Below are 13,112 nucleotides of genomic sequence, written 5' to 3'. Positions count from 1 at the left end.
GGAGCACCGTGTACCCGAATCGCACCAGCGTCCTCGCGGCCGCGGCCCTTTGGGCTGCCGCCGCCACCCTCGTCGCGGGGTGCGGAGGCGACTCGTCGCGGACCTCTGACGCGGCGGCCTCGCCCCCGGCCGGCGGCTGTCCGGCCGTACTCGTGCGGGCCAAGGAGGCCGTCGAGCGGGCCGAGCGTACGGGCCTCTCCTGGAACGGCCCCACGACCGGACCCGAGGCGGTGCCCGACAAGGTCATCGTCTATGTCGCCCAGACCATGACCAACCCTGGTGTCGCCGGAGTCGCCAAGGGCGTCCGGGAAGCCGCGGCCGCCATCGGCTGGCGGGTCCGGGTGATCGACGGGGACGGCACCCCCGCGGGCATCCAGGCCGCGCTCAGCCAGGCGGTCACCCTCAAGCCCTCGGGCATCGTCATCGGCGGCTTCGATCCCCTGCTCACCGCGCAGCAGACTGCGCGGGCAGCGGCCGCAGGCATTGCGCTGATCGGCTGGCACGCGGTCGACTCCCCCGGACCGAGCACGAGTCCCCGGCTGTTCACCAACGTCACCACGAAGGTGGAGGAGGTCGCGAGGGTGAGCGCCGACTGGGTCATCGCCCGGTCCGACGGCAACGCCGGGGTCGTCGTCTTCACCGATGACTCCATCCCGTTCGCCCGCAACAAGTCCGAGCTGATCAAACGGCAGCTCGCGACCTGCCCCGGGGTCACGCTGCTGGCGACGGAGAACATCCCCATCCCGGACGCGAGTCAGCGCACCCCCCGGCAGGTCTCCTCCCTGCTGTCCCGCTTCCGGAGCCGGTGGACCCACTCCGTCGCGATCAACGACCTCTACTTCGCGGACGCCGCCCCGGCGTTGCTCGCCGCCGGACGCCCCGGCGAGGGGCCGCCCTTCAACATCGGCGCGGGCGACGGCGATCCTTCCGCCTTCCAGCGCATCAACAGCCGACGTTTCCAGGCCGCCACCGTCCCCGAACCGCTGGCCCAGCAGGGGTGGCAGATCGTCGACGAGTTCAACCGCGCCTTCGCCGGCCGGCCCGCCAGCGGCTACGTCGCCCCCGCTCATGTGGTGACGGCCGAGAACAGCGGCGGGGCCACGTCCTGGGACCCCCGGGGCTACCAAGAGGCGTACCAGAGCATCTGGCGGGGTGAGTGACCCAGGGCCCGGCAGGGGGCACCGGTGGCCGTACCCCGAGGAGTCCGTCCTCCCGCCCGGTTCCGTGGACCGCGGACCGCGGACCGCGCACCGTGCGAGGCTGAGGTCATGAGGCTGAGGTCATGAGCGAGGGATCCGCCGGCCGCCTGGTGCTGCTGCGCCACGCCAAATCCGCCTGGCCCGACGTCGCGGACCACGAGCGGCCGCTCGGCCCGCGGGGTCTGCGGGACGCGCCCGCGGCGGGCCGCTGGCTGCGCGACGCAGACTGCGTCCCCGCCCTGGTCATCTGTTCCACCGCCCGGCGGGCCCGCGAGACCTGGGCACTGGCAGCCGGACAGCTCGGCGCCGCGGTCCCCGTGCGCTTCGACGAGCGGGTGTACGCCGCCGAGCCGGAGGAACTGCTGGAGGTGGTGTCCGGAGTACCGCGGGAGGTGGGGACGCTGCTGCTCGTCGGCCACAACCCGGGCCTGGCGGATCTGGCCGTCAGCCTCGCCCGTAAGGCCGTGGACGCCGCTGAGGCCGGAGCGATCGCGCGCCTGTCGGAGAAGTTCCCGACGTCCGCGATCGCGGTGCTCGCCTGCCCCGGTTCCTGGCAGGAGCTCGCTCCGGGCTCGGCCCGGCTGACCGACTTCGCCGTCCCCCGGGGCGTCGCCCGCTGACGTACGCCACCGGCGCATCCGCCCGGGTGCCACGGAAGGCCGACGGCTCCTCACGGAATCCCGCCGATGCGGGCGACCAGGAGCGCGACGTCGTCGTCGGCCGCCGCCGGAACGAGGTGGGTGATCAGCGAGTCGCACAGGTGGTCCAGCTGCCGCTGTGGATCCGCGAGCAGCTGCGTCAGCTCGGCAAGCCGTTCGTCGAGGTCACGGTCTCGGGCCTCGATCAGTCCGTCGGTGTAGAGCACGAGAAGGCTGCCGGCGGGCACGTTGATCTCGGTGGGAGTGAAGACGATGCCCCCGACCCCCAGGGGGACGCCGGGCGGGGTGTCCAGGAGCCGGACCGTGCCGTCGGGGAGCACGAGTGCGGGCGGCGGGTGTCCGGCCCGGGTGACGGTGCAGTGTCCGGTGGCCGGGTCGCAGACGACGTACAGGAAGGTGGCCAGCATCGGCTCGGCCAGATCGCCGAGGACGGCTTCCAGCTGGTGCAGCAGCCGTACGGGCGAAAGGTCCAGGCGTGCGAGGGCCCGCACGGAGGCGGACAGCCGGCCCATGACCGCGGCGGCGGCGATGCCGTGCCCCATGACGTCGCCGATGAGCAGGGCCGCCTTGCCGCCGGCCAGGGCCAGGACGTCGTACCAGTCACCGCCGATCTCGTTGACGTCGCTCGCGGGGAGGTAGCGGTGACTGACCGCGATGCCGGGTGGCGGGGTGATGTGCTGGGGGAGCATGCTGCGCTGGAGGATGACCGCGGTGTCGTGCTCACGGTGGTAGAGCCGGGCGTTGTCGATGCTGAGCGCGGCGCGGGCGGCGAGTTCACCGGCGAGGGTGACGTCTTCGGACCCGAAGGGTCCTTTCGGGCGGGTGCGGTAGAAGGTGGCGACGCCGAGCACCGTCTCCCGGGCCACCAGGGGTGCCATGACCAGCGAGTGCACCCCCACCGCGACCAGTTGGGCGGGCTTGGCCGAGTGCCGGGCGGCGGGGGCCACGGCCTGTTCGTCGAGACGGGCGGTCAGGAAGGACTGCCGGGCCGCGAGGGCCTGCGTGTAGGGGGCGGCGACGGGGAAGAGGAGCGTCCTGCCGAGGGGGGCGAGGATGTCGGTCACCTTGGATCCGGCCAGCGGGGCCTTGCCGAGGCGCCGCAGGGCGACCCCGCCCGTCAGCCCCATGCCGGGCTCGTCCCCGCGCGCCAGGGCATCCAGGACGTCCACGGTGACGGCATCGGCGAAGCGCGGCACGGCGAGATCGGCGAGTTCCTGCGCGGTGCGCTCCAGGTCGAGGCTCGAGCCGACCCGGATGCTGGCCTCACTGAGCATGGCGAGCCTGCGCCGTGCGGCTTCGGCTTCGACGTGGTCGCGCTGCTGCTCGGTGATGTCGACGAGCGAGGCGATGACGCCGATCGACATGCCGGCGGGATCCTCCACCCGGACGTAGGAACACGACCACACACGGTCGTGGTCCGGTTCGGCCGGCGTCCGTCCGACACGGCGACGGTCAAGGACCGGCCGCCCGGTCTCCAGCACCTGCAGCATGGCCTCCTCCATCTCGCGGGCATTCACCTCCGGGAGGATCTGGGCCAGGCGACGTCCCACGTGTGCCGATTCCGGCAGGCCGTTCATGGCTTCGAGCGCGGCGTTGACCTGCAGGAACCGCAGCTGCGAGTCGAGGATCGCGATGCCGACCGGGGAGCGGGCGAACAAGCCGTCCCACACCGCCGAAGACCCCCGGATACGCCGTGCCGCGTGGGCATCGGCAGCGAAGACCAGCACCGTGGCCACGCCTTGCCCGCGGTCGGACACCGGAGAGGCCCAGATCTCCACCTCCAGTGGGTGCCCGTCGCGGTGCCAGGCGGTCACCGTGCCCATCACTCCCCGCCCGGCGGCCGCGGCTTCCCAAAGGGAGCGGCCCAGGCTGCGATCGGATCCCGGATGAAGGAGGTCCGCGATGTTGCGCCCCAGCATCTGCGGCGGGGCATAGCCGAGCAATTCCTGCGCGACCTGGTTCCAGCGCACGATGGTGCCGGTCGCGCTGGTGGCCATCAGCGCGACCGGCAGCGCGCCCAGCCATCCGCCGGCAGCCTGCGCGGCGCCGCTGATCAGCTCGTCGACCGGAATGTGCTCATTCATCTGGCACCTGTACCCACCGCCGCAGCCTCCTTGCCCTGCGCCCGCGGTCGCCATCAGGCCCCGAGCCGCTCAGGCGGGCCTGCGGGAACCGGGTCTCACGGATCCATCGTCTGCCCGTTCTGCATGACACCGCCTCCCGGGGCCGTCCGGGCAGACACGCTCCAGGGCACGCAGCACGTCTTCCACGGGCATCGCCGCGCCGTGCTCCGTGGGGTTTGATGTACTTCGCACGGCCGGTCCACGGCCGGTCCGCACGAGGGGTTCCGGCGGAGAGCGAGCGGAGAGCGATGAGGCTGCGATGAGTGAACTGACGAAGCCCGAGATCGAGCTTCCCGGGGGTGACGCTCCTCAGGAGCTGACCATCCGGGACCTCGTCGTCGGCGACGGGCCCGAGGCGAAGCCGGGCAGGGTCGTCCGGGTGCACTACGTCGGGGTGACCTTCGAGTCCGGGAAGGAGTTCGACGCCTCCTGGGACCGGGGCCAGCCGTTCAAGTTCGCCGTGGGGGGTGGCAGGGTCATCAAGGGCTGGGACCGGGGACTCAGGGGGATGAAGGTCGGTGGTCGGCGCGAGATCATCATTCCCCCGCGCCTCGGCTACGGCAAGCAGTCCCCCTCACCGTTGATCCCGGCGGGTTCCACGCTCATTTTCGTGGTGGACCTGCTCTCCGTGGTCTGAGGGAGCCTGCACCCCCCCCGCCGGCGCGAAGACCCTCCCCGCCCTCTCCCGGTTCGCCCACAGGGGTGGATCCCCTCCCTCAGAGGGCTTAGCCCGGCCCCCGCCTCGGCCGTCCGGCGCACGTCCGGCACCAAGCTGCTGCCTGCTCACTCCCCGGCGCGACTCGGAGGCCCGTACGCCCATGACCCACTCACACCCCAGACCGCCTGAAGAGCTCCGCCGCCCCGTACGGCACGGCGGACGGCCGGCCACGATGGTGGCAGCCGCGGCTGCCGCCCTGGCACTGGTCCTCGTGCTGCCCGGCACCGCGCTGGCGGCTCCGGGGGACCTGGACCCCGCTTTCGCGGGCTCCGGCAAGGTCCAGACGTACTTCCCGGACGACGGCGGACCGTGGGACTACTCCGAGGGTCTGGACGTCGCCCGGCAGGGCGACGGCAAGCTGGTCGTGGCAGGCCGCGTCACGGGGCCGGGCGTCCCGTTCGACATGGCACTCATCCGGTACAACGCCGACGGCAGCGTCGATACCGGATTCGGTGGTGGAGACGGCCGGGTGACCAGCGATTTCGGTGGTGACGACCAGGCCGAGGCGGTGGCGGTACAGCCGTCCGACGGGAAGATCGTGGTCGCCGGCAGTACGGAGGTCGTGGACGAGGGCGGCGGCTGCTGCTTCTTCTCCCTCGCCCGCTACAACACCGACGGCTCGCTCGACCAGGGCTTCGGCACGGCCGGCCTCGTGCGCGTCGACGCGTTCGGCGGCGCCTCGGGGGCCGCCGACCTGGTCGTCCAGCAGGACGGAAAGATCCTCGCGGTGGGGCTCAGCGGCGGGGCGGGCTTCGCGCTGGCCCGCCTCAACCCGGACGGCAGTCCCGACCCGTCCTTCGGCGGGGACGGCACGGTGGTGGCGGGCTTCGCTCCCGCCTTCCCCGGGGACGCGGGCGGCCAGGCCACCGGCCTGGCGCTGCAACCCGACGGCAGGTTCGCCGCCGTCGGCTACGTGGGCAGTACCGCCTTCGACTTCGGAGTGGCCCGCTACCTGTCCAACGGCACCCTCGACACGTCCTTCAGCGGTGACGGCATGGCCACCGCGGACTTCGGCGGTACGGACTTCGGCCGGGCCGTGGCGGTCCAGTCCGACGGCGCGGTCGTCGCCGCCGGGTCGACCGACACCGGTTTCGCACTGGCCCGGTTCACCTCCGGCGGCAGTCCCGACGCCGCCTTCGGCACCGCCGGCCGGGTCACCACCGTCTGGCCCCTCAGTACTGCGATGGCGTACGACATGACGCTCCAGCAGGACGGGAAGATCCTCGTCGGCGGCACGGCCGACGACCCGGACAGCCAGGAGGCCTCCGACTTCGCCCTCGCCCGCTACCTGCCGAGCGGCAGCCTGGACAGCGGCTTCGGCGGCGGTGACGGCCGGGTGTACACCGGCATGCTGGGCGGGGAGGAGATCCGGGGACTGCTCGTGCAGCCCGACGGGAAGATCGTGGCCGCGGGCCTGGCCGGGCTGGGTGCCTTCGGCATCGCCCGCTACGAAGGCGGCGGCAGCACCCCGCCCCCGCCGACCGCAAACCTGTCGGTGACGAAGACCGGCACGACGGCCGTGAGCATCGGCGACCAGGCCTCGTACACGGTACGGGTCTCCAGCGCCGCGACGTCCACCGCGACCGCGACGGGCGTGACGCTCACCGACACCCTCTCGGGTGCCGGCGGCACCCTCCTGTCGGCCGTCCCCTCCCAGGGCACCTGCACGACCACGGCGACCGGGGCCACCTGCGCCCTCGGCAGCATCGCACCGGGTGCGAGCGCCACGGTCACGGTGACCGCCGAACCGCGTGCCACCGGCACCCTGACGAACAGCGCCTCCGCCACCGCCACGACCCAGGACCCGAACCCGGCCGACAACAGTGCCGTCGCGTCGACCTCGGTGAACAACTCCCGCGGATGCACGATCATCGGCACCAGCGGTACGGACACTCTGAACGGCGGCTACTCCAACGACGTCGTCTGCGGCCTCAGCGGCAACGACACCATCCGCGCGAGCTACGGCAGCGACACCGTCCACGGTGGGCCCGGCAACGACAACATCGACGGGGGCTTCGGCGACGACACCCTGAACGGCGGTCCGGGCAACGACATCCTCACGGGCTACTACGGCAACGACCGCCTGACCACCACCGACGGCGTCAGCGCCAACGACACCGCCAACGGCGGCATGGGCTCCGACATCTGCACCACCGACCCGGGCGACACCCGCATCAGCTGCCCCTGAGCGGGCTGCCCACTGAGCCGTGCGGCACGCCCTTCGCCGCCGGCCGGCTCACACGACGCCCGGGAGGGGTTCCTTCCCCCCTCCCGGGCCGAGCCGTCCCTCCGGGTGAACAACCCGGGCGCGTGGCGATGAGTTCGGGCTCCGCCGCCGGTCTACCCTCCAGCCCCATAGCCACGAAGGAGCGGCAGATGACCGACACGACGATTCTCGACCTCGGACCGCAAGCCCGGATCGTCGCCCGCCTCGCGGCGGGCGTCCCGGACGCCCGGCTCGCCGACCCGACCCCCTGCCCCAAGTACGCGGTCGGCAACCTGCTGGGCCACCTCACCGGCCTCGCCGTCGCTTTCCGTGACGCCGCCCGCAAGGACCTGGGCCGCACGACGGACACGGCCCCCGACTCGGCCGTGCCCTCCCTCCCGGCCGGCTGGCGCGAGGAACTCCCCCGGGTCCTCGGCGAACTGGCCGAGGCCTGGCAGGATCCGGCCGCCTGGACCGGCATGACCCGCGCCGGCGGCGTGGACCTGCCGGGGGGGATCGCGGGTGTGGTGGCGGTCGACGAACTGGTCGTCCACGGCTGGGACCTGGCTCGGGCCACCGGCCAGGAGTACGCACCCGATCAGGCCGCGCTGGACACCTCGTACGCGTTCCTCCTGGAAGCGGCAGAGGAAGGGGACCGCGGCGGGGGCATCTTCGGCGCCGTGGTCCCCGTGCCGGACGGCGCCCCGCTCCTGGACCGGGCGGTTGGCCTGAGCGGGCGCGATCCGGGCTGGACGGGCGGGGCGCGGTCGGGCACGGGCACGGACACGGGCCGGCCTGCCGTCTGACGGCGGCACGGCCCACCGTGCCGGCGGCGGATCGCTGGCCGAATCTGACAGAACCTCGTCATTGCGGCCATCACGGCGGGGCGAAATGATCAGCGCATGCCCGAACCGCACAGAGTCGTCATCGTGGCCTTCCCCGGCACCGAACTGCTGGACGTCACCGGCCCGGCCGAGGTGTTCTCGGTCGCCACGCGGGTAGCCGGCACCACCCGCCCCGGCTATCTCGTCCAGATCGCCACGGCCGGCGGCGGACCGGTGGCCACCTCCAGCGGCGTCCGGCTGCTGGCGGACCTGGCCCTCGACGAGGTGCACGGCCGGGTCGACACCCTGCTCGTGGCCGGCGCGGTCAGCCTGGTGGGCGACCGCGTGGAGCCGGTGATCGACGGCGAGGTCACCGACTGGCTGCGCGAAGCGGCGCCGCCGGCGCGCAGGACCGGGTCGATCTGCGCGGGAGCGCACCTGCTGGCCGCCGCGGGCCTGCTGGACGGACGGTCCGCCACGACCCACTGGCTCACCGCCGCGCGGCTGGCCGCCGACCATCCCCGGGTCGCCGTGGATCCGGACCCGATCTTCATCCGGTCCGGGAGCGTGTGGACCTGCGCCGGTGTCACCTCCGGGCTGGACATGGCGCTGGCGATGGTGGCCGAGGACCACGGCCAGGCCCTTGCCCTGGCCACCGCACGGATGATGGTCATGTACGTCAAGCGCTCCGGCGGGCAGAGCCAGTTCAGCGTTCCGCTCTCCGCCCCGGCCACGTCGGGCGACCGGATCGACGAATTGCGCGTGTGGATCGCCGACCACCTCACCGAGGACCTCACCGCAGAGGCCCTCGCCGCACGGCTGCACCTGAGCGTGCGCCACTTCTCCCGGCTGTTCCGGCTGCGCACCCGTGGCACGCCGGCCGCCTACGTGGAATCCGCCCGCCTCGAAGCCGCCCGCCGGCTGCTGGAGGAGAGCGACGGCAGCCTGCCGGAGATCGCCGCGGCCAGCGGCCTCGGCTCGGTGGAGACCCTGCACCGCTCCTTCCAGCGCCGGCTGGGGACCACTCCCGCCGAATACCGGCGCCGCTTCCGCTAGCCGCACCACCGCCCGCACCATCCGCCCGCACCATCCGCCGGCAGCCCGGCGGATCCCCGGCATGCCCGCACGAGCGGCAGCCGTCCGTCACGTCACGGAGGACGCCATGTCCCGTACGAAGGTCATCCCCATCCCCGTCATGGGCCGGACGGCCATCAACGCCTATCTGCTGCTGGGCCGGCGGCCCGTGATCGTCGACGCCGGGACACCCGGCAGCGGCCGGAAGATCTACGACCGGATCAGCGAGCACGGAGTGGACCCCTGCGACGTCTCGCTGATCGTCATCACCCACGGGCACATCGACCACTTCGGCTCCGCCGCCGAATTGCACCGTCTCACGGGTGCGCCCGTCGCCGGCCACATCGCCGACCTCGGGCCGTACCGCACGGGCCGGGTCCGCGAACCGTACCTGCCCACCGGCCCGATGGGCCGCATCATGGACCGGAGCAAGGACCTGCACGCCCAGGCCGAACCCCTGGACCCCGATGTCCTGATCCGCGGCGAGACCCCCCTCGAGGACTTCGGGATCGCAGCCCGCATCATGCCCACCCCCGGCCACACCGCCGGATCGGTCTCCGTGCTCACCGACGACGGGGACCTCGTCGCCGGCGACCTGGTGGCGAACTCCTTCATGGGCCTCATCCCGGGCAAGCCGGCCAATCCGCCCTTCCACGACGACCCGCGGCAGAACCTCACCAGCCTCCGCGAGATGCTCGCCCTCAACCCCACCCGACTCCACGTCGGCCACGGCGCCCCGCTGGAACCCGACCGCGTGCGGCGCTGGGCCGGCCGCGAGCACGACCGCCTGTCCCGGCTCGAAGCAGCCGGACGGATCGCCACCCGTGCCGGGGAGACGGCCTGACCCCGCGTTCCTCAGGGCTGCTGCTCGCACAGGCGTACGGCGAGGGCGGCGATGTCGTCGTCGAGGCGCCCCCTGCTGTAGCGGAGCAGATCGCGGTGGAGTGCCGTGAGCAGTTCGCGGGGCGGGGCCGCCGGCTGCCGGCTCATCCAAGCCGTCAGCGGGAAGAACTCACCGTCGCGGGCGCGGGCTTCGGCGATCCCGTCGGTGTACAGGAGCAGCACGTCGTCGGTGGCGAAGTCGAAGGTGTCGACGCTGTACTGATCGCCGATCAGCTCCGCGAGGCTGAGGAGCGGGGACGGGCTGGCCGGGTCGAGGACACGGAGTTTCCCGCGGTTCAGGATCAGCGGCGGGGGGTGTCCGCAGTTGAGGATGTCGATGCGTCCGCCCTCGTGCGGGATCTCGACGAGAAGGGCGGTGGCGAAGCGCTCCATCGGCCCCTCGGGTGGGAAGGCGGCGTTGTAGCGAGTGCTGCTGGCGTCCAGCCTGCGTGCGACGCTGACCAGGCCGGTCTCGCCGTAGGCCGCCTCCCGGAAGGCGTTGACGATCGCCGCGGCCGCCCCCACCGCCGGAAGGCCCTTGCCCCGTACGTCACCGATGAGCAGCCTGACCCCGTAGGGAGTGTCGACGACCTCGTAGAAGTCCCCGCCGATGCGGGCCTCCGCCGCAGCCGCGAGGTACAGCGACTCGATCTCGATGCGGCCGATGCGGCGCGGCATGGGGCTCAGCACGACCTGCTGCGCGGCGTCGGCGACGAGCCGTACCTGGAAGAGCGTGCGCTCCCGCTTGAGCCGGACGTGGCTCCCGTACGCGGCGGCCACGGTGACCGCGATGATCCCCGCGGCGGTCCACCACGTCCCCAGATCGGGGAAGACGAGGCTGAGGCCGATCATGAGAAGGAGGCAGACCGTCCCGAGCAGGACGGTGGGGAGCACCGGCCACATGGCGGCGGCGAGGGCCGGCGCCGCGGGCAGGAGGCGGCTGAAGGCCATGTCCGGTGGAGTGGTGTAAGCGAGGCTGGCGATGACGACGGTCAGGATGACCGGTGACAGCCGCACAAGCCGTCCCTGGCCGGGGCGTCTGTGGAGCCGCGGCCGTCCAGACTCGATCACATTCCTCAGAATATCTGCCAAATGGGGATACAGCGCCCTGGCGAGCGGGGGCGGCCTCAGGCGTCGCTTCCGACGCCGCGACCGGGCGCGCTCATGTCGCCCGTGGCGGGCGTGCCGGGGGCGAGCCCGTAGCGCAGGTACACGGTGCCCTTCGGGCCGGCTGCCGGCGGTTCGAGGAGGGTCAGGTTCGTGGGGACCTCCCCGCCGTCGAACACCTTCTTCCCGGCGCCGAGCACGATCGGGTGCACCCAGAGGTCGAGACGGTCGAAGAGCTTCTCGCGCAGGAGGGTCTGCACCAGATTCAGGCTCCCGACCACCTTCACGTGCTCGTGCCGGTCTCGGATCTCGCGCACCGCTTCGGCGAGGTCCGGGCCGAGCTGTGTGGAGCCGGCCCAGGAGAGGCCGGGCCTGCCACGGGAGGCCACGTACTTCGGGACGCTGTTGAAGAGCGCGGCGATCTCGCCGTCCTCGCCGCCCTTCTGGTGGGGCCAGTAGGCGGCGAAGATGTCGTAGGTCCGCCGGCCGAGCAGGAGGGCGTCCGTACCCTCGTACGCGGCGCCGACCTGCGCCCCGGCCACCTCGTCCAGCAGGGGCGCCTGCCAGCCGCCGAACGGGAACCCGGCAGGGTCCTCATCGGGGCCGCCGGGCGCCTGCCCGACGAGGTCGAGGGTCGCGAACAGCTCGATGTGAATGAGGCCCATGGCGTGCTCCCGATGAGTCGGTCGTCTCCGTCGGGACATGGACCCGTGGGGACCTGCTGGTGCCCGCAGACTCGTCGTCGCGGCGGAGCCCTCTTCACTCAGTCTGGCGGAACGGCCACGCGACCACGACCGCGACCGCGCCCTGGCCCGCGGCCTCGAGAAGCGTGTCCGCGCGGTCCAGAGCCCGCGGGGGGGAGGGGCAGGTGACCCGCCCCTCCCCTTGGCTCAGTGGCCGTGGCCGTCGTTGTGCGGCGTGGCCGAAGGAGCGGGCTTCGCGGTCGGCGAGGCTCCGGGGGCGGGCGCCGCCGGGCTCGCCGGGGCGGTGGCGGCAGGGGCGTGGTCGTCGGCCGCGGATTCCTCGGCGGCGCCGTGGCCGTGGCCGCCGCCGGGCGCGCTCTCCATGGAGGCCGCGACTTCGCGCAGGCCGAGGAATGCGAGTGCGGCGGTGACGAGAACGGCCAGGCCCACGAGGCTGAAGATCCGGCGCGCCGGGGTGTCGGCGTCCTTGATCACGTAGGCGACGAAGGAGACGACGAGCCCGGCGGGGACGAGGACGGCGCCGCGGGCGGGGAAGTCGTCGAAGTGCTGAAGGCCGCCGCTGAGCATGCCGATGCCGAAGGACAGCAGGAGCGAGGCGCCCATCACCAGCAGCAGACGGGGCAGCCCGGGGCGCTCCCTGGTGAGCACGAACTCGTTGAGGACGGTCGCCGCGAGGAAGACGAGGGCTCCGTACGCGGCGATGCGGGTGTAGCGGTCGGGGTCGAGCGGGTGGTGGACGACGGCGCCGCTGATGAGGCCGGCGCCGACGAAGTAGCCGACGTAGCCGAGGTACCGGGCGGTCAGGGACCGCTTCCGGGCCAGGCTGGAGTGGTGCTTGCGCCGGGCGGCGCGGCCCGTGCCGGAAGAGACCGGCGAGGTGTCCGCGGAGCGGGCGCCGAGGAGCTGGGGCGAAGTCACGTACGGGTTCCTTTGGTGCTGCGTGCATGGCTCATCACCCCGCCGACCAGGGGAGGTCGGGCGGGGTCTGCGATGAGAGTCGGGTCAGAACGGGGCGAAGCGCCCGGTTCTATACCTGCTGCACCACGGAGCCGAGGACACTTCGCAAGGGCGGAAGGCCGGACGGAACGGTCGGCGCCCACGAGCCCGGCCGCATCGCGGCGACGGCGGGGGACGGCTCGCCCAGGGGAACCAGCGGCGGCTCGGGCAGCTCCGCACCCTGTTGGGGGTGACCGGAGGCGCACGCCTCGGCGGGGTGCCCATGCCCACTGCCGTTGCCGTCGTCGTGCCCGCGGCGCGCCCCGGCGTCGTGCGGGGCGTCGTCGTCGGCCCCGATGGCATCCAGGTGGGCAACGGGGACGGCGGGGACGGCGCCGCGGACGACGTGCGCCGAGGCGGTGTCGGCTCCGGCGGCATGCGTGTAGAGGAACGCGAACAACAGGGCGGCCAGCCACAGCAGTCGCAGCGCACCCGCCGGACGGCGGGCCCGCTTCGCGCCGAATGCAGCTCGGGCCGTGACCATGCCGCGACCCTATCCGGCGGCCGGAATCCGCTGTACGGCGGCCCCGTTGACGCGAGGTGTACGAACGCGGGCCGTTCGCCTCGCACCGACCGCACCCCGGATCCCGAAACTCCCCCGAAAGGGCGCACATCCGGCA

Annotated in this window: 12 protein-coding genes; 7 read left to right on the top strand and 5 right to left on the bottom strand. The window is 72.9% G+C overall.

Features of this window, described 5'->3' with window-relative positions; translation table 11 throughout:
* The first annotated feature begins 8 nt into the window (after window positions 1–8).
* The gene (locus MTF69_RS35555; RefSeq protein ID WP_243340509.1) at window positions 9–1,160 is read left to right on the top strand and encodes a substrate-binding domain-containing protein; all 1,152 of its coding nucleotides are present in this window, start codon (window positions 9–11) and stop codon (window positions 1,158–1,160) included.
* Window positions 1,161–1,282: 122 nt separating this feature from the next.
* A complete protein-coding gene (locus MTF69_RS35550; RefSeq protein ID WP_243340508.1) occupies window positions 1,283–1,819 on the top strand; it encodes a histidine phosphatase family protein in 537 nt (178 codons plus the stop codon).
* Between the two features lie 50 nt (window positions 1,820–1,869).
* Here the strand turns inward: MTF69_RS35550 and MTF69_RS35545 are convergent, their stop codons facing one another.
* Window positions 1,870–3,942, bottom strand: coding sequence for a SpoIIE family protein phosphatase (locus MTF69_RS35545; RefSeq protein WP_243340507.1), 2,073 nt, complete (start codon window positions 3,940–3,942; stop codon window positions 1,870–1,872).
* 298 nt (window positions 3,943–4,240) lie between these two features.
* On the opposite strand from MTF69_RS35545, the gene MTF69_RS35540 reads away from it, so the two are divergent.
* From MTF69_RS35540 to MTF69_RS35520, 5 genes are all read left to right on the top strand, one after another.
* Window positions 4,241–4,618, top strand: a complete 378-nt coding sequence (locus MTF69_RS35540) for an FKBP-type peptidyl-prolyl cis-trans isomerase (protein WP_279346680.1) — start codon at window positions 4,241–4,243, stop codon at window positions 4,616–4,618.
* A gap of 181 nt (window positions 4,619–4,799) precedes the next feature.
* Window positions 4,800–6,887 (top strand): calcium-binding protein, encoded by a 2,088-nt coding sequence (locus tag MTF69_RS35535; RefSeq protein WP_243340506.1) that lies wholly within the window; start codon window positions 4,800–4,802, stop codon window positions 6,885–6,887.
* Window positions 6,888–7,075: 188 nt separating this feature from the next.
* Window positions 7,076–7,711, top strand: coding sequence for a TIGR03086 family metal-binding protein (locus MTF69_RS35530; protein WP_243340505.1), 636 nt, complete (start codon window positions 7,076–7,078; stop codon window positions 7,709–7,711).
* A 96-nt stretch (window positions 7,712–7,807) separates the two neighbouring features.
* Entirely contained in the window at window positions 7,808–8,785 is a 978-nt protein-coding gene (locus tag MTF69_RS35525) for a GlxA family transcriptional regulator (protein ID WP_243340504.1), read from the top strand.
* A gap of 61 nt (window positions 8,786–8,846) precedes the next feature.
* Entirely contained in the window at window positions 8,847–9,647 is an 801-nt protein-coding gene (locus MTF69_RS35520; RefSeq protein WP_243340503.1) for an MBL fold metallo-hydrolase, read from the top strand.
* A gap of 11 nt (window positions 9,648–9,658) precedes the next feature.
* On the opposite strand, the gene MTF69_RS35515 is transcribed toward MTF69_RS35520, so the two are convergent.
* The 4 genes from MTF69_RS35515 to MTF69_RS35500 form a co-directional block, all read right to left on the bottom strand.
* Window positions 9,659–10,702 carry a PP2C family protein-serine/threonine phosphatase gene (locus MTF69_RS35515; protein WP_243340502.1) on the bottom strand — a complete coding sequence of 348 codons (1,044 nt, stop codon included), beginning with the start codon at window positions 10,700–10,702 and terminating at the stop codon, window positions 9,659–9,661.
* 110 nt (window positions 10,703–10,812) lie between these two features.
* The gene (locus MTF69_RS35510) at window positions 10,813–11,457 is read right to left on the bottom strand and encodes a dihydrofolate reductase family protein (protein WP_243340501.1); all 645 of its coding nucleotides are present in this window, start codon (window positions 11,455–11,457) and stop codon (window positions 10,813–10,815) included.
* Window positions 11,458–11,682: 225 nt separating this feature from the next.
* Complete coding sequence (locus MTF69_RS35505) at window positions 11,683–12,414, bottom strand: hypothetical protein (protein WP_243340500.1); 732 nt, start codon at window positions 12,412–12,414, stop codon at window positions 11,683–11,685.
* Between the two features lie 109 nt (window positions 12,415–12,523).
* Complete coding sequence (locus tag MTF69_RS35500) at window positions 12,524–12,976, bottom strand: hypothetical protein (protein WP_243340499.1); 453 nt, start codon at window positions 12,974–12,976, stop codon at window positions 12,524–12,526.
* Window positions 12,977–13,112 lie beyond the last annotated feature (136 nt).

This window comes from Streptomyces sp. AP-93, assembly GCF_022808175.1.
GTDB lineage: Bacteria > Actinomycetota > Actinomycetes > Streptomycetales > Streptomycetaceae > Streptomyces.
Note: the sequence above shows the minus strand (reverse complement) of the source record. Positions and strands in the feature narration are given on the sequence as shown.